This is a genomic window from Bradyrhizobium sp. WSM1253 (assembly GCF_000244935.1).
GTDB lineage: Bacteria > Pseudomonadota > Alphaproteobacteria > Rhizobiales > Xanthobacteraceae > Bradyrhizobium > Bradyrhizobium canariense.
The window spans coordinates 2,557,785-2,577,075 of sequence record NZ_JH600073.1; the positions used below are offsets into that span (position 1 = coordinate 2,557,785).

Annotated in this window: 17 protein-coding genes; 12 read left to right on the top strand and 5 right to left on the bottom strand. The window is 64.8% G+C overall.

Annotated features, from left to right (window positions below; translation table 11 throughout):
* The first annotated feature begins 43 nt into the window (after positions 1-43).
* From smc to BRA1253DRAFT_RS13735, 7 genes are all read left to right on the top strand, one after another.
* Positions 44-3,508, top strand: a complete 3,465-nt coding sequence (gene smc, locus BRA1253DRAFT_RS13705) for a chromosome segregation protein SMC (RefSeq protein WP_007595021.1) — start codon at positions 44-46, stop codon at positions 3,506-3,508.
* Between the two features lie 112 nt (positions 3,509-3,620).
* A complete protein-coding gene (locus BRA1253DRAFT_RS13710; protein WP_007595023.1) occupies positions 3,621-4,589 on the top strand; it encodes a small ribosomal subunit Rsm22 family protein in 969 nt (322 codons plus the stop codon).
* 14 nt (positions 4,590-4,603) lie between these two features.
* Positions 4,604-5,074, top strand: a complete 471-nt coding sequence (locus tag BRA1253DRAFT_RS13715) for a hypothetical protein (protein WP_007595025.1) — start codon at positions 4,604-4,606, stop codon at positions 5,072-5,074.
* A gap of 164 nt (positions 5,075-5,238) precedes the next feature.
* Entirely contained in the window at positions 5,239-5,799 is a 561-nt protein-coding gene (locus BRA1253DRAFT_RS13720) for a LemA family protein (protein ID WP_007595027.1), read from the top strand.
* Between the two features lie 150 nt (positions 5,800-5,949).
* Entirely contained in the window at positions 5,950-7,188 is a 1,239-nt protein-coding gene (locus BRA1253DRAFT_RS13725) for a M48 family metallopeptidase (RefSeq protein WP_007595029.1), read from the top strand.
* A 205-nt stretch (positions 7,189-7,393) separates the two neighbouring features.
* Positions 7,394-8,146, top strand: coding sequence for a hypothetical protein (locus BRA1253DRAFT_RS13730; protein ID WP_007595031.1), 753 nt, complete (start codon positions 7,394-7,396; stop codon positions 8,144-8,146).
* A 60-nt stretch (positions 8,147-8,206) separates the two neighbouring features.
* The gene (locus tag BRA1253DRAFT_RS13735) at positions 8,207-8,875 is read left to right on the top strand and encodes a hypothetical protein (RefSeq protein ID WP_007595033.1); all 669 of its coding nucleotides are present in this window, start codon (positions 8,207-8,209) and stop codon (positions 8,873-8,875) included.
* 39 nt (positions 8,876-8,914) lie between these two features.
* Here BRA1253DRAFT_RS13735 and BRA1253DRAFT_RS13740 read toward each other — a convergent pair whose 3' ends face one another.
* The 5 genes from BRA1253DRAFT_RS13740 to petA form a co-directional block, all read right to left on the bottom strand.
* Complete coding sequence (locus BRA1253DRAFT_RS13740) at positions 8,915-9,454, bottom strand: adenine phosphoribosyltransferase (RefSeq protein ID WP_007595035.1); 540 nt, start codon at positions 9,452-9,454, stop codon at positions 8,915-8,917.
* An 8-nt stretch (positions 9,455-9,462) separates the two neighbouring features.
* On the bottom strand, positions 9,463-11,628 hold the full coding sequence (locus BRA1253DRAFT_RS13745) for an anthranilate synthase component I (protein WP_007595037.1): 2,166 nt from the start codon (positions 11,626-11,628) through the stop codon (positions 9,463-9,465).
* Between the two features lie 396 nt (positions 11,629-12,024).
* Positions 12,025-12,699 (bottom strand): dienelactone hydrolase family protein, encoded by a 675-nt coding sequence (locus tag BRA1253DRAFT_RS13750; RefSeq protein WP_007595039.1) that lies wholly within the window; start codon positions 12,697-12,699, stop codon positions 12,025-12,027.
* Between the two features lie 144 nt (positions 12,700-12,843).
* Positions 12,844-14,916 carry a cytochrome b/c1 gene (gene fbcH, locus BRA1253DRAFT_RS13755; RefSeq protein WP_007595040.1) on the bottom strand — a complete coding sequence of 691 codons (2,073 nt, stop codon included), beginning with the start codon at positions 14,914-14,916 and terminating at the stop codon, positions 12,844-12,846.
* Positions 14,917-14,978: 62 nt separating this feature from the next.
* Positions 14,979-15,509: a ubiquinol-cytochrome c reductase iron-sulfur subunit gene (gene petA / locus BRA1253DRAFT_RS13760; RefSeq protein WP_007595042.1), complete on the bottom strand. Its 531-nt coding sequence runs from the start codon at positions 15,507-15,509 to the stop codon at positions 14,979-14,981.
* Positions 15,510-15,797: 288 nt separating this feature from the next.
* On the opposite strand from petA, the gene BRA1253DRAFT_RS13765 reads away from it, so the two are divergent.
* From BRA1253DRAFT_RS13765 to BRA1253DRAFT_RS13785, 5 genes are all read left to right on the top strand, one after another.
* Positions 15,798-16,256 carry a tRNA (cytidine(34)-2'-O)-methyltransferase gene (locus BRA1253DRAFT_RS13765; RefSeq protein WP_007595044.1) on the top strand — a complete coding sequence of 153 codons (459 nt, stop codon included), beginning with the start codon at positions 15,798-15,800 and terminating at the stop codon, positions 16,254-16,256.
* Between the two features lie 18 nt (positions 16,257-16,274).
* Positions 16,275-16,907: a 7-carboxy-7-deazaguanine synthase gene (gene queE, locus BRA1253DRAFT_RS13770; protein WP_007595046.1), complete on the top strand. Its 633-nt coding sequence runs from the start codon at positions 16,275-16,277 to the stop codon at positions 16,905-16,907.
* Between the two features lie 17 nt (positions 16,908-16,924).
* Positions 16,925-17,290, top strand: coding sequence for a 6-carboxytetrahydropterin synthase (locus BRA1253DRAFT_RS13775; protein WP_007595049.1), 366 nt, complete (start codon positions 16,925-16,927; stop codon positions 17,288-17,290).
* A gap of 119 nt (positions 17,291-17,409) precedes the next feature.
* Positions 17,410-18,297: an oxygen-dependent coproporphyrinogen oxidase gene (gene hemF, locus BRA1253DRAFT_RS13780; protein ID WP_007595052.1), complete on the top strand. Its 888-nt coding sequence runs from the start codon at positions 17,410-17,412 to the stop codon at positions 18,295-18,297.
* Complete coding sequence (locus tag BRA1253DRAFT_RS13785) at positions 18,294-19,040, top strand: HAD family hydrolase (RefSeq protein WP_007595054.1); 747 nt, start codon at positions 18,294-18,296, stop codon at positions 19,038-19,040. Before hemF ends, BRA1253DRAFT_RS13785 begins: the two co-directional genes overlap by 4 nt.
* The last annotated feature ends 251 nt before the right edge of the window (positions 19,041-19,291 follow it).

Below are 19,291 nucleotides of genomic sequence, written 5' to 3' on the forward strand. Positions count from 1 at the left end.
TCCCGGCAGGGGGATTCGCGCCTGCCAACAGAGATGCGTGCTTATGAAAATCACCCGCCTGCGCCTTCACGGCTTCAAGTCCTTTGTTGAGGCCACCGACTTCGTCATCGAGCCCGGCCTGACCGGCGTGGTCGGCCCCAACGGCTGCGGCAAGTCGAATCTCGTCGAGGCGCTGCGCTGGGCGATGGGCGAGACCTCCTACAAGTCGTTGCGCGCCGCCGACATGGACGCGGTGATCTTCGCCGGCTCCGGCAATCGTCCCGCGCGCAACCACGCCGAAGTGACGATGACGATCGACAATTCCGATCGCACCGCGCCGGCGGCGATGAACGACAGCCAGCTTCTGGAAATTTCCCGCCGTATCGAGCGCGAGGCAGGTTCGGTCTACCGCATCAACGGCCGCGACGTGCGCGCCCGCGACGTGCAGATTCTGTTCGCCGACGCCGCCACCGGCGCGCGCTCGCCAGCCCTGGTCCACCAGGGCAAGATCGGCGAGATCATTCAGGCCAAGCCCGAGCAACGCCGCCGCGTGCTGGAAGACGCCGCCGGCGTCGCCGGCCTGCACGCCCGCCGCCACGAAGCCGAGCTGCGGCTCAAGGCGGCCGAAACCAACCTCACCCGCGTCGAGGACGTGATCGGCCAGCTGGCGGGGCAAATGGAAGGCCTGAAGAAGCAGGCCCGCCAGGCCGTGCGCTATCGCGAAGTTGCGGCCAAGGTCCGCAAGGCCGAAGCAACCCTGTTCCACCTGCGCTGGATCGGCGCCCATGCCGACGTCAACGAATCCGGCCACACCCACGATCTCGCGGTCCGCGAGATGGCCGAGCGGACCCAGCACCAGGCCGAGGCCGCCCGCATCCAGGCGATCCGCGCCGCCGAAATGCCGGCGCTGCGCGATGCGGAAGCGCGCGCGGCAGCCGGGCTGCAGCGCCTCACCAACGCCCGCGAGCTGCTCGATCGCGAGGAAGAGCGCGCCAAGGAGCGCGTCGCGGAGCTCGAGCGGCGCCTCGCACAGTTCGAAGGCGATATCTCGCGTGCCCAGCAGCAGACCATGGACGCCGACGTCGCGCTGCAGCGCCTCGACGCCGAAGATGCCGAGCTGAAGGAAGAGATCAAGTCGCGCGTCGAGAAGCGCTCCGGCGTCGACGAGCGTGTCGCCGAAGCCGAGGCGGTGTTGACCGAAACCGAGCAGCAGTTCGCCGAGCTCACCACCGCGCTCGCCGACCTCACCGCCAAGCGCAATCAGCTCGAAGCCAACGTTCGCACCCACCGCGACAAGCTCGCCCGGCTCGATCAGGAGATTTCGAACGTCGCGGCGGAAGAGCAGAAGCTCACCGAGGCGACCGGCGGCTTCGGCGATCTCGACGAGCTGACCGCGACCGTCGAGAACGCCGAGCAGACGCTGGCGGCCTCGGAAGCCGCGGCTCAGGCCAGCGAAGCCGCGCATGTCGCCGCGCGGCAGACGCTGGAATCCTCGCGCTCGCCGCTCGTCGAAGCCGACAAGCGCGTGCAGCGGCTCGATACCGAGGCGCGCACGATCTCCAAGATCCTCAACGGCGAGACCAAGAATCTGTGGCCGCCGATCATCGACGGCATCACCGTCGACAAGGGATTCGAAAAGGCGATCGGCGCAGCCCTCGGCGACGATCTCGACGCCCCGGTCGATCCGTCCGCGCCGATGCGCTGGACCAATGCCGGCGTCACCGACGGCGATCCGGAACTGCCCGAAGGCGTCGTGCCGCTCGCCAGCCACGTGCAAGCCCCGGCCGAGCTGACCCGCCGCCTGGCGCAGATCGGCGTGGTGCCGCGCGAGCGCGGCGCCGAACTGGTCTCGCAGCTCAAGACCGGCCAGCGGCTGGTCTCGCCCGAAGGCGACGTCTGGCGCTGGGATGGCTTTGTCGCAGCCGCCCACGCGCCGACCGGCGCAGCACGGCGGCTCGCCGAGCGCGCCCGCCTCATCGACATCGAGAACGAACTGGAGCAGGCCCGCATCGACGCGCAGATCAAGCGTCAGGCGCTGGAGAACGCCGAGGCCGAGCTGCAGATGGCCGCCAGCACCGAAGGTGCGAGCCGCGAAGCCTGGCGCGCCGCACAGCGCGAGCTCAACGTCGCGCGCGAGCGCCATGCCACGGTCGAGCGCGAGATCAGCCGCCACGCCGCGCGCAAGGCGACGCTGTCGGAAGCGCACAGCCGTCTGGCCGCCGACCGTGCCGAGGCCGAAGCCGCCTACGAATACGCCGAAGCCGGGATCTCCGAGCTGCCGTCGAGCGAGGACACCGAAACCCGTCTCGCCGCCGTCCGCAGCGACATCGAAGGCCATCGCCGCATGGCCGCCCAGGTCCGCGCCGAGGCACAGGCGTTGGCGCGCGAAGCCGAGCTGGCCGACCGCCGCGTGCAGGCGATCCTCGCCGAACGCACCGAGTGGCAGAACCGAAAGGAGAGCGCGACCTCCCACATCGACACCATCCAGGCGCGCATCGCCGAAGTCTCGATCGAGCGCAGCGATCTCGAGAACGCGCCGGCCGTGTTCGCGGAGAAGCGTAGCGCGCTGATCACCGAGATCGAATATGCCGAAAACGACCGCCGCATGGCCGCCGATGCGCTCGCCAGCGCGGAAACCGCGATGGCCGAAACCGATCGCGTCGCGAAGCTGACGCTCGAGGCACTCTCAAGCTCCCGCGAGGCCACCGCCCGCGCCGAGGAGCGCATGGAAGGTGCGCGTCGCCGGCTCGAGGACATCGAGCGCGAAATCCGCGACATGCTGGAAGTCGAACCGCAGGCCGTTGCCGGCCTCGCCGAGATCGAACCCGGCACGGAGTTGCCGCCGCTGCACGACATCGAGGAAGACCTCGAAAAAATGCGCCGCGATCGCGAGCGCCTGGGTGCGGTCAATTTGCGCGCCGAGGAAGAGCTGCGCGAGGTCGAGACCCAGCACAACGGTCTGGTCACCGAGCGCGACGATCTCGTCGAGGCCATCAAGCGGCTGCGCCAGGGTATCCAGAGCCTCAACAAGGAGGCGCGCGAGCGGCTGCTGACGTCGTTCGAGGTCGTCAACAACCACTTCAAGCGCCTGTTCGTCGAGCTGTTCGGTGGCGGCGAAGCCGCGCTGCATTTGATCGAGAGCGATGATCCTCTCGAAGCGGGCCTCGAAATCATCGCCAAGCCGCCGGGCAAGAAGCCACAGACGCTGTCGCTGCTCTCCGGCGGTGAGCAGGCGCTGACCGCGATGGCGCTGATCTTCGCGGTGTTCCTCACCAACCCTTCGCCGATCTGCGTGCTGGACGAAGTCGACGCGCCGCTCGACGACCACAACGTCGAGCGCTATTGCAACCTGTTGCACGAGATGACCGCCTCGACCGACACGCGCTTCATCATCATCACGCACAACCCGATCACGATGGCGCGGATGAACCGCCTGTTCGGCGTCACCATGGCCGAACGCGGCGTCTCGCAGCTGGTGTCGGTGAACCTGCAAGAGGCGGTGGACATTCTCGACCAGAACGTGGCGTGATTTTTTGGCCGTCATTCCGGGGCGATGCGCAGCATCGAACCCGGAATCTCGCGCCACCATTTCAAGATTCCGGATTCGCGCTACGCGCGCCCCGGAATGACGGCGAATTAAGATGATCTCGCCCACGCTTCCCGCTGAGCTAAAGGCCGCCCTCGACGGCAAGCTCCAGGGGTTCTCGCGCACCGACGCAGCGCAGCGATCGCAGAGAATCTCGACCACCTACCGCACAGGCGGCGGCTCCGGCACGATCAAGTCGGATGCCGACGCGCTCGCCTATGCGCTCGCGCGCATGCCGGCGACCTACGCGGCGGTGGCGGCCAGTCTGAATGCGCTGACCGAGATCGTAACTGACCTCGCTCCGGAAACGCTGCTCGACGTCGGCGCAGGTCCGGGCACCGCGAGCTGGGCCGCTGCGGAGGCGTTCTCCTCGCTGCAGGATTTCACCCTGCTCGACGCCAACGCCACGCTGAGCCGTCTCGCGCTCGAACTGGCGCGCGACAGCACGCGTCTGGCGGACTGCCGCTATCTGCCGGGCGATGCCGGCGCGAACCTCGCCGAGTTCTCGCAAGCCGATCTCGTCGTCGCGAGTTATGTCATTGGCGAGCTCAGTGAGGGCGATCAACGCAATCTCGCGGAAGCGATGTGGGCGAAAGCGCGCCACGCGCTGGTCGTGATCGAGCCCGGCACGCCCGCCGGCTACGCCCGCATCCTCGCTTTGCGCCAGCAACTGATCGCGGCGGGCGCCTATGTCGCCGCACCCTGCCCGCACGAAAAGCCGTGTCCGCTGACGGCGCCCGACTGGTGCCATTTCTCACAGCGCCTGCCGCGCTCGCAGGCTCACCGCCAGATCAAGGGCGCCGAGGTGCCGTTCGAGGACGAGCGGTTCATCTATGTGGCGCTGACCCGCACGCCGCCCGCAGCCCGCGCCGCGCGCGTGCTGGCGCCGCCGGATGTCGGCAAGGCCGAGATCGCTGCAAAGCTCTGCACGGAGGACGGTGTCGAACTCGCCAAGGTCCCCCGGCGGGACAAGGCCGCCTATGCGGACGCAAGGCGGTGGCGCTGGGGCACAGCCACAAATTGAGGTAGAAGTCCCTCATGGCCAGAGATAGCTCAGCAGTCTTGGTATTCGAGCGGAAGCCCTCGGCAATAATCTGGATGATTCCAGCGGGTCTGGTCGGCGTTGCCGTTGTTGTAGCCAGCTCAGGCGGGGCTGTAGCCGGAGGCAGCGTCGTCCTGTGGCTATTGCTGGCGTGCATGTTCTTCTCCATCGCGTCCCAGCGAACAATCGTTCACATCGATCTTCGCGCAAGGCGGCTGACGATCCTTCGTCGTTTGTTTGGCCGATGGGGCAAGACGATCGTGGATTGCCCGCTCGACCAATGCCGCGCGCTCGGTCGTATCGAATACGAGAGCGACGGGCATGCCTCGTATGGCGTTTATGTCGAGCTGCTCAGCGGAAGGCGGCACGACATTCCGGTCAGGGAAGCAACTATCCAGGAAGCAGGCAGGGTCGCAGCGCGATTGGCCGAAGCCACGGGCATACCCAGGCTCGATACGAAGTACTGAGACGCCGGTCCTGTCCGGAAAATTAACCTCGTTACCCGCTTTCGCCTTGAACTCGGATAGCTCCTCATCCGACCAAATCCTACCTCTCCTCTGCGCCGGGCTCTCGCTCGGGGCCAATTTGGTCTACCCTAGCGCCCGCCTTCTTCCCCCTTCAGGAGTTCTCCATGTCGACCGGCTGGATCGTCCTCGGCGTTATCGTCGTCCTCGTGTTCTTTGCCTTCGCCGCCTACAACCGGCTGGTGGCGCTGGGCCAGCGCGTCGGCCAGGCCTTTGCCGACATCGACGTGCAGCTCAAGCAGCGTCACGATCTGATCCCGAACCTGGTCGAGACGGTGAAGGGCTATGCCTCGCATGAGCGCGGCACGCTCGACGACGTCATCAAGGCGCGCAATTCGGCGATGTCGGCGCAGGGACCGGCGCAGGTGTCCGCGGCCGAGAACCAGCTCTCGGGCGCGCTCGGCCGGCTGATCGCGCTGTCGGAGGCCTATCCCGACCTCAAGGCCAACGCCAATTTCCAGCAGCTCGCCAGCGAGCTGTCCGACCTCGAGAACAAGATCGCGGCCAGCCGCCGCTTCTTCAACAGCGCGGTCCAGGAATACAACACCGGCATCCAGCAGATGCCCGCCGCTCTGTTCGCCGGCATGTTCGGCTTCACCAAAAAGGACTTCTTCGATCTTGGTGCCAGCCGCTCCGAGGTCGAAGCCACGCCGCAGGTGAAGTTCTGATTGCCTGACATGTCCATCGTTTTTCTTCGTCATTCCTGGGCGTCGCAAGGCGACGAACCATGGTGCGCGCTTGCGCACCAGGGAATCTCGAGGTTCCGGGTTCACGCCTTCGGCGCGCCCCGGAACGACGGACATTGAGGAAGGCGCGTCATGGCCGCGTATGGTCTCTACACGCACATCGCCTCGAACAAGTTTCGTTCGATGCTGCTGCTCGCCGGCCTGTTCGCGCTGGTCTATGTGCTGGTCTATGCCGGCGCGCTGATCGCTGAAGTCGTCATCAACGGCGACGAGACCGTCGTCTATTATCTGAGCCGTGCCTTCTATGACCTGAAAGTGGCCGCTCCGGTTGCGACCGTCGTGGCAGCGGCCTGGATCGTGATCGCCTATTTCTTCCACCAGTCGATGATCGATGCGGTGACCGGCGGCCACGACGTCACCCGGCAGGAAGAGCCGCGGCTCTATAATCTGCTCGAAAATCTCTGCATCTCGCGCGGCATCACGATGCCGAAGCTGAAGATCATGGAGAGCCCGGCGCTGAACGCGTTCGCGACCGGCCTCAACCCGCGGCAATATTCGATCACCGTCACCACCGGTCTCCTCAATGCGTTGGACGACAAGGAGATCGAGGCGGTGCTGGGTCACGAGCTGACCCATATCAAGAACGGCGACGTGCAGCTCATGGTGGTCGCCGTCATCATCGCGGGTGTGGTCGGGTTCTTCGGCGAACTCTTCTTCCGCCTGTTCACGAATTTCAGCTGGAGCTCCGGCTCTGGCGGCTCGTGGTCGTCGGGCTCCTCCTCGTCCTCACGATCGTCCTCGTCGTCGAGCGACAGCAAGAGTTCGGGCGGCGGCGCGGTGATCGTGATCATCATCGCGGTCGTGCTGATCGTGGTGGCCTGGCTGTTGTCGCAGGTGGTGAAGCTCGCGCTATCGCGCTCGCGGGAATATCTCGCGGACGCGGGCTCCGTTGAGCTGACGAAAAACCCGGACGCCATGATCTCGGCCCTGCGCAAGATCGAGAACCGCGGCGAGCTGCCGGGCGCAACCTCGGCGGTGATGGAGCTCTGCGTCGACAATCCGCGCGAGGGCTTCGCCGATTTATTCGCGACCCACCCCTCGGTGCAGTCCCGGGTGGACGCGCTGGTCAAGTTCGCCGGCGGCCGTGATCCTGGCCCGCTGCCGCCTCCCGCCTACGAGGGCGAGGAGCCAGACACGCAAGCCGACCGCCAGAACACCCCACCGCCGCTGCGCCAGGGTCCCTGGAACGACGCAGGCGGCACGGCCAGTCCGCCGCCCGTGCCCGCACCCGGAACCGCCAGCAGCAACCCAATAGGCAATCGGGTAAGCAATCCCTTGGGAAATCCTATGGGTCCTTGGGGCCGCCATTGAGCGCGATTTGACGCCATGCGCGGAAGGATTGATCGCGATTGGGAAAAACCTCGGGAATTGCCGTAACTGGGGCCTGCGGAATTGAATTCTCCCTTGTTTCTGCCATGTTCGCGCCCAACAGCAGACTTGGGACATCTTTGCGACATCGATTTGGGGCCCGTCCGATTGCGACCTCGCGATCGGGGGCGCGCGTTAGGGGACAGCAATGGCAAAGCCGGCAGTGGTTGTGGTGGGCGCGGACAAGGGCGGGGTCGGCAAGACCACGGTATCGCGCACCCTGCTCGATTATTTTTCCGCCAACAACGTGCCGACGCGCGCCTTCGACACAGAGTCACCGCGCGGAACCCTGAAGCGCTTCCACCCCGACATCACCGAGATCGTCGACATGACGACGACGTCGGATCAGATGAAGATCTTCGATACGCTCAACGCCACGAGCCCGTCGGTCACCGTGATCGACGTCCGCGCCGGCCTGCTCTCGCCGGCGCTCGCCTCCTTGCGCGACATCGGTTTCCTCGATGCCGCCAAGGCCGGCCAGATCACCTTTGCCGTGTTCCACATCCTCGGACCCTCGATCGCCTCTCTGGACGAAATCGCCGAGACCGCGGGCTTCATGACCGGCGCCAAATACTTCCTGGTGAAGAACTTCATCAACGACACCCAGTTCTTCCAGTGGGACCAGGCGACCTATAATTCCTACTTCCACCGCATCAAGGATGCGACCGAGCTAACCATCCCCAAGCTCAACGAAATGGCCTATGAGCAGGTCGAGGTGTCTTCCGTTCCGTTCCTGAAATTCGTCGCCAACAAGGGTATCAACGACGAGGCCGCGAACTATTCGTTCGTGCTGCGCGGCTATGTCCGGCATTGGCTGGCGAACGTCTGGAGCGAATTCGACCGGATCCGGCTGACCGACATTGTCGGCTCCAAGCCCACGACCCGCAACAGCGAAAAATAGTTGCGCAAGCCGGGCGGATACGGCTGGATTGGTCGCCGAGTTCGACTGATATAGCTATCGATGCCCGCGACGCCCCTCTACATCATTTGCTCGCCCCGCCCGCAGGTCGGCAAGACCCTGCTGGCGCGGCTTTTGAGCGAATTTTTGCTGCTCAAGAACGGCAACGTCGTGGCCTTCGACGTCAACCTGAAGGAGCCGTCGCTGCTCGACTATCTGCCAACGATCACGGAGACCGCCGACGTGATCGACACCTACGGCAAGATGCAGCTGATGGATCGCGTCATCGTCGATGACGGGGTTGCCAAGGTGATCGACCTCGGCTTCCACGCCTTTGACGAGTTCTTCAAGATGACCGAGGAGATCGGCCTGTTGAAAGAGGCGGCGCGCCGCCACGTCGCGCCGATGATCCTGTTCGTCGCCGACACCGACCGCGTCTCGGCCCGCGCCCACGAGATGCTGCGCGAACAGATCCCGCGGATTAACCTGATCACGGTGGACAACGAGCACATCATACGCGGCGAGCTGCCGGCGGCGATGGCTGCCGGACGGGTATTCCGCCTGCCTGCGCTGCCCGGCTTTCTCAAGACCTATATCGGCCGGCTGAACTTCTCCTTCACCGGCTATCTGCGCCAGGAGAAGGATGCCTCGACCGAGCTGCACCAGTGGACCCGGCGGAACTATCTCGCCTTCCGCGAGCTGGAGCTCAGCCTGATCCTGCAACGGTCCTAGGCGATAATTTACCCGGGCGATACTCCTCGGCGTCCTGGCTCAGTGCCCCTCGAACGTCATCAGCGTGCGCACCGGCACGTCCATCGCGCGCAGCTTGGCGGCGCCGCCGAGGTCCGGCAGGTCGATGATGAAGCAGGCGGCGACCACATTGGCGCCGATCTGACGCAGCAGCTTCACCGCGCCTTCCGCGGTGCCGCCGGTGGCGATGAGGTCGTCGACCAGGATCACGCGTTCGCCGGGCTGGATCGCGTCGACATGCATCTCCATCTCGTCGATGCCGTATTCGAGGGAGTAAGCGATCCGCACGGTGGTGTGCGGCAGCTTGCCTTTTTTCCGGATCGGCACGAAGCCGGCCGAAACCTGGTGCGCCACGGCGCCGCCTATGATGAAGCCGCGCGCTTCCATGCCGGCGACCTTGTCGATCTTGTTGCCAGCCCAGGGATTGACGAGTTCGTCGACCGCGCGGCGGAACGCACGCGCATCCGCGAGCAGCGTGGTGATGTCGCGGAACAAGATCCCGGGTTTCGGGTAGTCCGGGATGGTGCGGACGCTCGCCTTCAGATCGTGGTCAAAAGTCATGGTGCCTCTCAATCAGCGCGCGCATCCAGGCGGAACGCGTTCTCGACAATTCGTAAGCCCACCTCGCCGCTCAGCGACATCAGCGATTCCGGATGGAATTGCACGCCGGCGACCGGCAGGGTCTTGTGCTCGAGCGCCATGGCGACGCCGTCCTCGGTGCTGGCGGTGACGGATAGCACCTCCGGCATGCTGTCACGCTCGACATAAAGCGAGTGATAGCGGCCGATCACGATCTCGTTCGGCAGATTGCGCATCAGCCGCCCGCCGCGCACCTGCACCCGCGAGGGCCGGCCGTGGGCGGGATGCGTGAGCTGCCCGAGCTCGCCGCCGAAATACTCGCCGATCGCCTGGACGCCGAGGCAGACCCCGAACACCGGCAGCTTGTTCTCCAGCGCTGCGTCGATGGTCTTCTTGATCCCGAAATCCTCGGGCCTACCGGGGCCGGGCGACAGCACGAGCAAATCCCACCGCTTCTGCTTGAGCATGTCGAGCGCATGCACATGGCGGACCACGGTGACGTCGGCGCCGACCTGGCGGAAGTAATCGGCCAGCATATGCACAAAGCTGTCGTCATGGTCGATCAGCAGTACCCGCTTGCCGCTTCCGGTGGCATCGGGCGCGAAGGCCGACAGCGGCTTCGGCGGATCGCCGCGCAGCGCCTGGAACAGGGCCGCGGCCTTGACCTGGCATTCGCGGTCCTCGGCGGCGGGATCGGAGTCGAACAAACAGGTGGCACCGACACGCACTTCCGCGAGGCCTTCCTTCATCCGGATGGTGCGGATGGTGAGGCCGGTGTTGATGCTGCCGTCGAAATTCACCGCCCCGATCGCGCCGGCATACCAGCGGCGCGGCGAGCGCTCGTGATCCTCGACGAACTGCATCGCCCAGAGCTTTGGCGCGCCGGTGACGGTGACGGCCCAGGCATGGGTGAGGAACGCATCGAGCGCATCGAAGCCGGGACGCAGCATGCCTTCGACATGGTCGACCGTGTGGAAGAGTTTTGAATAGGTCTCGATCTGCCGGCGTGCCAGCACCTTGATCGTGCCGGGGACGCAGACGCGCGCCTTGTCGTTGCGGTCGACGTCGGTGCACATGTTGAGCTCGAACTCGTCCTTCTCGGAGTTCAGGAGCTGGCGGATCTGCTCGGCATCGCCGATCGCATCGGTACCGCGCGCGATCGTCCCCGAGATCGGGCAGGTCTCGACCCGGCGTCCGTCCGAGCGCACGAACATTTCCGGTGAGGCCGAGACGAGAAATTCGCCCTCGCCGAGATTCATCAGCGCGCCGTAAGGCGACGGGTTGATGACGCAGAGCCGCTGGAACACTTCTGCCGGCGAGCGGTCGCAGGGCTCGGCAAAGAGTTGCCCCGGCACCGCCTCGAACAGATCGCCACGTGCAAAGGCAGCGCGCGCGGTCTCGACCGTAGCCTGATATTCGCCGGGCGCGTGATCGGCAAAACCCTGGCGCGGTGTCTTGAGGTAGGGGCTCTCGGCGGTCTCGTGGGGCAGGCCCGCGGTGGACTTGCCCTTCCACGCGAAATCGTAAGTGAGCACGACGCCGCGGCCGGTGGCGCGGTCATAGGCGAGCAGCCGGTCGGGGACGTAGAGCACGATGTCGCGTTGGTCGGCCTCGCGTGCGCGCTTCTGCACGAGGTCCTCGATCTGGAACACGAGGTCGTAGGCAAAGGCGCCGAACAGACCCAGCACCCCGTCGTCATTGGCGGAGAAAGCGGCGACGAGATCGCGCACCAGCGACATCACGCTGGCGCGCCGCGTGCGCTGATCTTCGTCGATCGGGGCTTCGCCGCGGATGATATGACCGGCAAGGCGCGTGGGCGTCTTCTCGGAGATCACGACGCAGGGTTCGCGCAAGACGTCGGCGAGGAAGGCGATCAGGACCTCCCCGCGCGCGTTCAGCGCTTCCAGCTTGAAATTGACGCCAGTGGTCTCGAGCTTGAGCGGCGGATCGGAGAAGCCGAGGTCAAAGCTTTCGTAGCGGCCGGGCACGGTCGTACCCGAGGACAGCACCACGCCGCGGCGGCGGTCGAGCAGGTTGACGAGATCGTCGAGCCGGTTGGCGCCGCCGGAAAACTGTTCCGCCACGCGCGTGATCGCAAGCCCCGCGCGGGTCACATAGTCGCTTCGAGCCGGAAGGGCAAAGACGGTCCTGTTCATGGGGTCCTCTTACGAAACTTGTCGAGGGAACGCCACACAGGACAAACGATCAGGCCGCCGCACTGCGTGGGCGACCTCAGACGATTTTGGGAGAATAAATCGCACCGGCCACCTCTCAGGAGGTGCGCCACCAAAGACGGGATGGGCGGACGGCGGTGCTCATGGACGGATACTCATCATGGCGCGGGGACGGCGTCAAGGGTAGGCCCCTGCGCCGTAGCCCGGCAGTGATGTCAATCTCCACCGTCGTCCGGGCGAAGGCCGGGACCCATAGCCACAAAATTGAGTTTGGCGAAGACTCGCAGTGGCAGCTCGCCCCGACCACAAAGTGTTGTGGTTATGGGTCCCGGCCTTCGCCGGGACGACACCGAAATTGTAGCGCGATTGGCGCCCAACCTACCCCAGATGCTTGCGGAAAAACTCCGTCGCCCGGCCCCAGGCCAGCTCGGCGGCTTCGCGGTCGTGCACGGCCTGGCGCTGCTCGTTGACGAAGGCGTGCTCGGCGTCATAGCGGAACAGCTCCAGCGACTTGCCGGCGGCCTTCATGGCCTTTTCGAAGCCATTGACCAGTTCCGGCGTGCACCAATCGTCCTTGTTGGCGAAATGGGCCTGGAGCGGGATCTTGACGTCGGCGGGCTTGGCCGCCTGCTCTGGCGGGATGCCGTAGAACACCACGCCGGCGGCGAGCTCCGGCACATGCACCGCGCCGATGATGGTGACGGCGCCGCCGAGGCAGAAGCCGGTCAGGCCCACCTTGGCGCCGTTGCGCGACAGATATTGCGTGGCGCCGCGCACCGTCTGCGTGGTGGCGTCCATGAAATCGAGCGAGTTCATCTCTTTGCCGGCCGCGTCCGTGTCGTGATACGGCACCACCTTGCCCCTGTAGAGATCGGGCGCGAGCGCATCGAACCCGGCCAGCGCGAAGCGGTCGCACAGGCCCTTGATCTGGTCCGACAGGCCCCACCATTCTTGGATGACCACCACGCCCGGCGCGTTGCCGCGCGCGGCATTGGCGAGATAGCCCGATGCGTCCTTGCCGTCCGGGCGCTTGAAGGTGATGGCGGTTCCCATGATGTCCTCCGACGAGTTTTTGGGGAGCGGTTGGCGGCATTTTGGCGTTTGAGCGGGCGATAGGCAATCGCGCCTGACAACACACTCTCGTGCCCAACAAAAAAGCCCCCTTGCGGGGGCCTCTTCATTCTCGCCTCAGGCCGCTCAGTGCGAGTCGGCCCAGACCTTCTTCTTGGTGAAGTACATCAGGCCGGCGAAGATGATCAGGAAGATGAAGACCTGGAAACCGAGGCGCTTGCGCGCTTCCATGTGCGGTTCGGCGGTCCACATCAGGAACGTGGTGACGTCCTTAGCGTATTGCGCGACCGTGGTCGGCGAGCCGTCGTCATAGGTCACCTGACCGTCGCTGAGCGGCTTCGGCATCTTGATGGCGTGGCCCGGGAAATACTTGTTGTAGTAGGACCCCTCCGGGATGCTCACGCCTTCGGGCGCCTTGTCCTCAAACCCCTGAAGCACCGCCGAGACGTAGTCCGGACCCTGCTCCTGATATTGGGTGAAGAAGTCGACGATGAACCAGGGGAAGCCGCGGCCGTAGGAGCGCGCCTTGGTGATCAGCGACAGATCCGGCGGCGCCGCGCCACCATTCGCCGCACGCGCGGCCTGCTCGTTCGGGAATGGCGAGGGGAAATAATCCGCCGGCCGGCCCGGGCGCTCGAACATATCGCCGGCGTCGTTCGGACCGTCCTTGACCTTGTAGTCGGAGGCGAAGGCTGCAGCCTGCGCGACCGAATAGCCGGGACCGCCGGCTTCCGCGAGGTTGCGGAAGGCGACATAGGACAGGCCGTGGCAGTTGGCACAGACTTCCTTGTAGACCTTCAGGCCGCGCTGCAATGAGCCGCGGTCGTACTTGCCGAACGGACCGGCGAACGACCATTTGTTGCCCGGCGGCTTGTCGCTGCCTTCGGAGGCACGCGCGCTATCGGCTGAGCCCGCAAACAACGCGCCCGCCAGCGCAAGCACGATCGCGCTCGACACCATCGGCGTCGACCTGCTCCCGGTTTTGGCCAGGACGGCATCCGAGATCGAGTTCGGCACCGGACGCGGCTTCTCGATGCGCGAGAGCAGCGGCAGCACGATCAGGAAGTAGGCGAAGTAGCAGAACGTCAGGACCCGGCCGGCGATCACATAGATGCCTTCCGGCGGCTGCGCGCCGAGATAGCCGAGCAGGATGCAGACCGCGACGAAGATCCAGAAGAACTGCTTGGCCAGCGGACGGTACTTCGACGATTTGGTCTTGGCAGCATCAAGCCAGGGCAGGAAGCACAGGATGATGATCGCCGAGAACATCCCGATCACGCCCGCGAGCTTGTTCGGGATCGAGCGCAGGATCGCGTAGAAGGGCAGGTAATACCATTCCGGCACGATGTGCGGCGGCGTCACGCCCGGGTTCGCCGGAATGTAATTGTCGGCGTCACCCAGATAGTTCGGCATGTAGAAGATGAACCAGGCGTAGAGCAGCATGAAGCAGGACACGCCAAACATGTCCTTGATGGTCGCATGCGGCGTGAACGGAACCGCGTCCTTCTCCGTCTTGGGCTCGACGCCATCAGGGTTGTTCTGGCCGGAGACATGCAGCGCCCAGACGTGGAGCACGACGACGCCCGCGATCAGGAACGGCAATAGATAGTGCAGCGAGAAGAAGCGGTTCAGCGTCGGGTTGCCGACCGAATAGCCGCCCCACAAGAGCGTCACGATGCTCTCGCCGACATAGGGGATGGCCGAGAACAGATTGGTGATGACGGTTGCGCCCCAGAAGCTCATCTGGCCCCAGGGCAGCACGTAGCCCATGAAGCCGGTCGCCATCATCAGAAGGTAGATGATGACGCCGAGGATCCAGAGCACCTCGCGCGGCTCCTTGTAGGAGCCGTAATAAAGGCCACGCAGCATGTGGACGTAGACGGCGACGAAGAACATCGAGGCGCCGACGGCATGCATGTTGCGCAGCAGCCAGCCGTAATTGACGTCACGGACGAGCAACTCGACCGACTTGAAGGCGAGGTCGGCATGCGGTGTGTAGTGCATCGCCAGGATCACGCCGGTCAGGATCTGGATCCCCAGCATGAAGGAGAGGATGGCGCCGAAGGTCCACCAATAGTTCAGGTTGCGCGGGGTGGGATAGACCACGAAGGAAGAGTGCATGAGGCCGAGGATCGGCAGACGTCGCTCGATCCATTGCAGGGCCGGATTGCTCGGCTGGTAGTCGGATGGTCCGCTCATGATGCGATCCTGAGGAAATAGTACGACGAGACGGCGCGAAGCTTCGGACGAGGGCCCGAAGCTCAGCCGATCTGGATTTTGGTGTCGGAAACGAACTGGTACGGCGGCACCGGCAGGTTCGCGGGCGCGGGCCCCTGGCGGATGCGGCCGGACGAATCGTACTGCGAACCATGGCAGGGGCAGAAGAACCCGTCGTAATTGCCTTCATGGGCGATCGGGATGCAGCCGAGATGGGTGCAGATGCCGATCACGACCAGCCACTGGTCATGGCCGGACTTGACCCGGGCCTCGTCGGACTGCGGATCGGGCAGGCTCGCCACGTTGACGGCGCGCGCCTCGTCGATCTGCTTCTTGGTGCGGTGGCTGATATAGATCGGCTTGCCGCGCCAGAACACCTTGATGTCCTGCCCCTCGGCGACCGGGCTGAGATCGACCTCGATCGGCGCACCGGCGGCGATGGTCGACGCATCAGGATTCATTTGGGAGATAAAGGGCCAGAGCGCGGCTGCGCCCCCTACTGCTGCAGCTGCCCCCGTTGCAACGAATAAGAAATCACGGCGTGTCGGATGGTCCGCCGAAGACGCTGTCGTCACGATTCCAACCCTTTCTTCTTATGCAGCCGGCGGAACCGCTCCAGGAGCCCCCAAGGTCCCCAGAACAGCCTGCCGGCGCCCGCGGCCCCCCGCGGCGGCAGAACTTCACGTGCCCCCACCAAAACAAGGCGAAAACAGCAGTCCAGAATCGTTCTATTGGCACCCTTGCCGGGCGAGCGCAAGCCCGCTATCGGCGCGGGAGCGTGCAATGCACGAATTCCGCGGCCAGCGATGTTTTATTGAGACATTTCCGGCCCGCACCGAACCGAGACAGCCCATGCACAGCCCATGCAGATAGCGCTTTTCCAACCCGACATCCCCCAGAACACCGGCACGATTCTCAGGCTCTGCGCCTGTCTGGGCGTGGCCGCCCACATCATCGAACCGGCGGGCTTCCCCGTCTCCGACCGGCATTTCCGCCGGGCGGGAATGGACTACCTCGATCAGGTCAGCATCGTCAGGCACGACTCCTGGTCGAAATTCGAGCAGTGGCGCGCGGCGCAAGGCGCCCGCCTGCTGCTGTTCACCACCAAAGGCGCGACCGACTACCGCGATTTCCGTTACCAGACGGCGGACATCCTGCTATTCGGGCGCGAGAGCGCCGGCGTCACCGAGGCGGTGGTCGAGGCGGCGGACGCGCGGCTGGTGATCCCGATCGCTCCGGGGCTGCGGTCGCTCAATGTCGCCATGACCGCGGCGATGGCCGCAGGCGAAGCGCTGCGGCAGCTCCGGAACCCGCAAGTTTGATATGTTGAGGAGAGACGGTTGAGTTACGCGGTCAAGGAAATCTTCCTGACGCTGCAAGGCGAAGGCGCCCATGCCGGGCGCGCGTCCGTGTTTTGCCGTTTTGCCGGTTGCAACCTCTGGAGCGGGCGCGAGGCGGACCGCAGTGCGGCCATTTGCAAATTCTGCGACACCGATTTCGTCGGCACCGACGGCACGCTCGGCGGGCGCTATGGCTCGCCCGCGGAACTCGCAGACACCATCGCCGCGCAATGGACGGCCTCCACCGATAACCGTTATGTGGTGCTCACCGGCGGCGAGCCGCTGCTCCAGGTCGATACGGCGCTGGTCGACGCGCTCCATGCCCGCGGCTTCGAGATCGGCGTCGAGACCAACGGCACGATCGCCCCGCCCGAGGGGCTTGACTGGATCTGCGTCAGCCCGAAGGGCGGCAGCGATCTGGTGATCCGGCGCGGCCACGAGCTGAAGCTGGTCTATCCGCAGCCGCTCGCCATGCCGGAGGCCTTCGCGGGCCTCGCCTTCGAACGCTTCTCGCTGCAGCCGATGGACGGGCCCGAAGTCGCCCAAAACACCGCGGGCGCAATCGACTATTGCCTGAATCATCCGCAATGGCGGCTCAGCGTGCAGACGCATAAATCGCTCGGTATCAGATAGGATTGGTTTTCGAACAGATGTGGGAATTGACGAAATCGTTTCGCTTCGAGGCGGCGCACTCATTGTCGGGAACGACATTCGGCGCTGATAGCGAAGAGATCCACGGCCACTCCTTTCGCGCCGAGGTGACGCTGCGCGGCACGCCCGATCCCAAAACTGGCATGGTGGTCGATCTCGGCCTGGTCCAGCGCGCCATCGAGGACGTGCGCATGATTCTGGATCATAAGTACCTCAACAAGATCGAGGCGCTGGGCACACCGACGCTGGAAAACCTCTCGCGCTTCGTCTGGGAGCGGCTCCAGCACATCGGCAAGCTCACCCGCGTCAGCATCCACCGCGACAGTTGCAACGAGAGCTGCACCTATTACGGTCCGCAAGGGTGAAATTCGTAGGGTGGGCAAAGCGTAGCGTGCCCACCATTCAAGATAAACGGTGATCAATGGTGGGCACGGCGCAAGTGCGCCTTTGCCCACCCTACGAGCCGGTTCGTTGGGATTTGCATATGGACGTTTCTACGATCGAAGACCGCAAGACGCGCGCACGCGCCTGGTTCGAAGCCCTGCGCGACGACATCTGCGCGAGCTTCGAGCGGCTGGAGGACGATGCCCCGCAAAGCCTCTATTCGGGCGAGCCCGGCCGCTTCAAACGCACACCCTGGCAGCGCACCGATCATACCGGCGCGGCCGGCGGCGGCGGCGTGATGTCGATGATGTCCGGCCGCCTGTTCGAGAAGGTCGGCGTGCATTGCTCCACCGTGCACGGCGAATTCGCACCAGAGTTTCGCGCGCAAATTCCGGGCGCGGCGGACGACCCGAAGTTCTGGGCCTCCGGCATCTCGCTGATTGCGCATCTGCGCAATCCGCACGTGCCGGCGGTGCACATGAACACGCGCTTCGTCGTCACGACGAAAGCCTGGTTCGGCGGCGGCGCCGATCTCACGCCGGTGCTCGACCGCCGCCGCACGCAGGACGATGCCGACAGCATCGCCTTCCACGCCGCAATGAAACAGGCCTGCACCCAGCCGAACGGCATCGCCGATTACGACAAGTACAAGAAGTGGTGCGACGAGTATTTCCACCTGCCGCACCGGAAAGAGGCGCGCGGCATCGGCGGCATCTTCTACGACTGGCACGACAGCGGCGACTGGGACGCCGACCTCGCCTTCACCCAGGATGTCGGCCGCGCCTTCCTGAAGATCTATCCCGACATCGTGCGGCGCAATTTCGCGACGAGCTGGACCGCGCAGGATCGCGAGGAGCAATTGATCCGGCGCGGCCGCTATGTCGAGTTCAACCTGCTCTACGACCGCGGCACCATTTTCGGGCTCAAGACCGGCGGCAATGTGGATTCGATCCTGTCGTCGCTGCCGCCGGAGGTGAAGTGGCCATGACGACGATGAAGCCCGCAATGAGGCCGCTGCCGCGCGCCATGCTGATCGACATGGACGACACCATCCTGTCGGCCTATGCGCGGCCCGAGATCGCCTGGAACACGATCACAGCGGAGTTCGCCGAGGAGCTGGCGCCGCTGCCGCCGCAACTGGTTGCAGCCACGGTGCTGGCCTTTGCGAAAAATTTCTGGGCCAATGCAGACGCTTCGTGGCGGATGAAGCTCGCCGAGGCCCGCCATCTCACGGTCAAGGGCGGTTTTGCCGCGCTCGCAGCCGCTGGTCACCGCGCCTTGCCGGACGACCTCGCCATTCGTCTCGCCGACCGCTTCACCACCTATCGCGAGGAGGAGATGTTCGTCTTCCCCGGCGCGCATGATGCGATCGACAAATTGAAGGCGCTCGGCATCAAGCTCGCGCTGGTGACCAACGGCGCCGCCGACACCCAGCGCGCCAAGGTCGAGCGGTTCGAGCTGGCGCATCGCTTTCACCACATCCAGATCGAGGGCGAACACGGCTTCGGCAAGCCCGAGGAGCGTGCCTATCTGCACGCGATGGACGCGCTTGGCGTCACCGCTGAGGATACCTGGATGATCGGCGACAATCTGGAATGGGAAGTCGTGACGCCGCAGCGTCTCGGCATCTACTCGATCTGGATCGACGTGCATGGCGACGGCCTGCCCGAAGGCTCGATCGTCAAGCCCGACCGCATCATCCGCTCGCTGACAGAACTGGTGCCGGGCTGACTGCAATCAGGGTGCGTAAACAAAAACATCGAAAACAACCCCATGCACAGTAGACGGCCGCAGCAAAATCAACGACTTGCGGAAAACGCGAACTGCGGATCCGACGAAATCGGTTGCTCCGTCGGGCAAAACAGGCGCATGGTGTCATGGTCGCGACGCACGGGACGGAAGAGCCCTTGCGCCATCCATCGAACAGGCGCCATTGCCTCTCGTGATGGGATCGCTCCGGCCTAAAGCTCTCTGATCGACGT

What these genes read in the sequence shown, in the direction of transcription:
- BRA1253DRAFT_RS13750 (WP_007595039.1), bottom strand. Translation starts at nt 12,699, where the DNA reads ATGGGAACCGCCATCACCTTCAAGCGCCCGGACGGCAAGGACGCATCG.
- BRA1253DRAFT_RS13710 (WP_007595023.1), top strand. Translation starts at nt 3,621, where the DNA reads ATGATCTCGCCCACGCTTCCCGCTGAGCTAAAGGCCGCCCTCGACGGC.
- BRA1253DRAFT_RS13715 (WP_007595025.1), top strand. Translation starts at nt 4,604, where the DNA reads ATGGCCAGAGATAGCTCAGCAGTCTTGGTATTCGAGCGGAAGCCCTCG.
- BRA1253DRAFT_RS13725 (WP_007595029.1), top strand. Translation starts at nt 5,950, where the DNA reads ATGGCCGCGTATGGTCTCTACACGCACATCGCCTCGAACAAGTTTCGT.
- BRA1253DRAFT_RS13735 (WP_007595033.1), top strand. Translation starts at nt 8,207, where the DNA reads ATGCCCGCGACGCCCCTCTACATCATTTGCTCGCCCCGCCCGCAGGTC.
- BRA1253DRAFT_RS13785 (WP_007595054.1), top strand. Translation starts at nt 18,294, where the DNA reads ATGACGACGATGAAGCCCGCAATGAGGCCGCTGCCGCGCGCCATGCTG.
- hemF (WP_007595052.1), top strand. Translation starts at nt 17,410, where the DNA reads ATGGACGTTTCTACGATCGAAGACCGCAAGACGCGCGCACGCGCCTGG.
- BRA1253DRAFT_RS13745 (WP_007595037.1), bottom strand. Translation starts at nt 11,628, where the DNA reads ATGAACAGGACCGTCTTTGCCCTTCCGGCTCGAAGCGACTATGTGACC.
- fbcH (WP_007595040.1), bottom strand. Translation starts at nt 14,916, where the DNA reads ATGAGCGGACCATCCGACTACCAGCCGAGCAATCCGGCCCTGCAATGG.
- BRA1253DRAFT_RS13730 (WP_007595031.1), top strand. Translation starts at nt 7,394, where the DNA reads ATGGCAAAGCCGGCAGTGGTTGTGGTGGGCGCGGACAAGGGCGGGGTC.
- BRA1253DRAFT_RS13775 (WP_007595049.1), top strand. Translation starts at nt 16,925, where the DNA reads ATGTGGGAATTGACGAAATCGTTTCGCTTCGAGGCGGCGCACTCATTG.
- smc (WP_007595021.1), top strand. Translation starts at nt 44, where the DNA reads ATGAAAATCACCCGCCTGCGCCTTCACGGCTTCAAGTCCTTTGTTGAG.
- BRA1253DRAFT_RS13765 (WP_007595044.1), top strand. Translation starts at nt 15,798, where the DNA reads ATGCAGATAGCGCTTTTCCAACCCGACATCCCCCAGAACACCGGCACG.
- BRA1253DRAFT_RS13720 (WP_007595027.1), top strand. Translation starts at nt 5,239, where the DNA reads ATGTCGACCGGCTGGATCGTCCTCGGCGTTATCGTCGTCCTCGTGTTC.
- BRA1253DRAFT_RS13740 (WP_007595035.1), bottom strand. Translation starts at nt 9,454, where the DNA reads ATGACTTTTGACCACGATCTGAAGGCGAGCGTCCGCACCATCCCGGAC.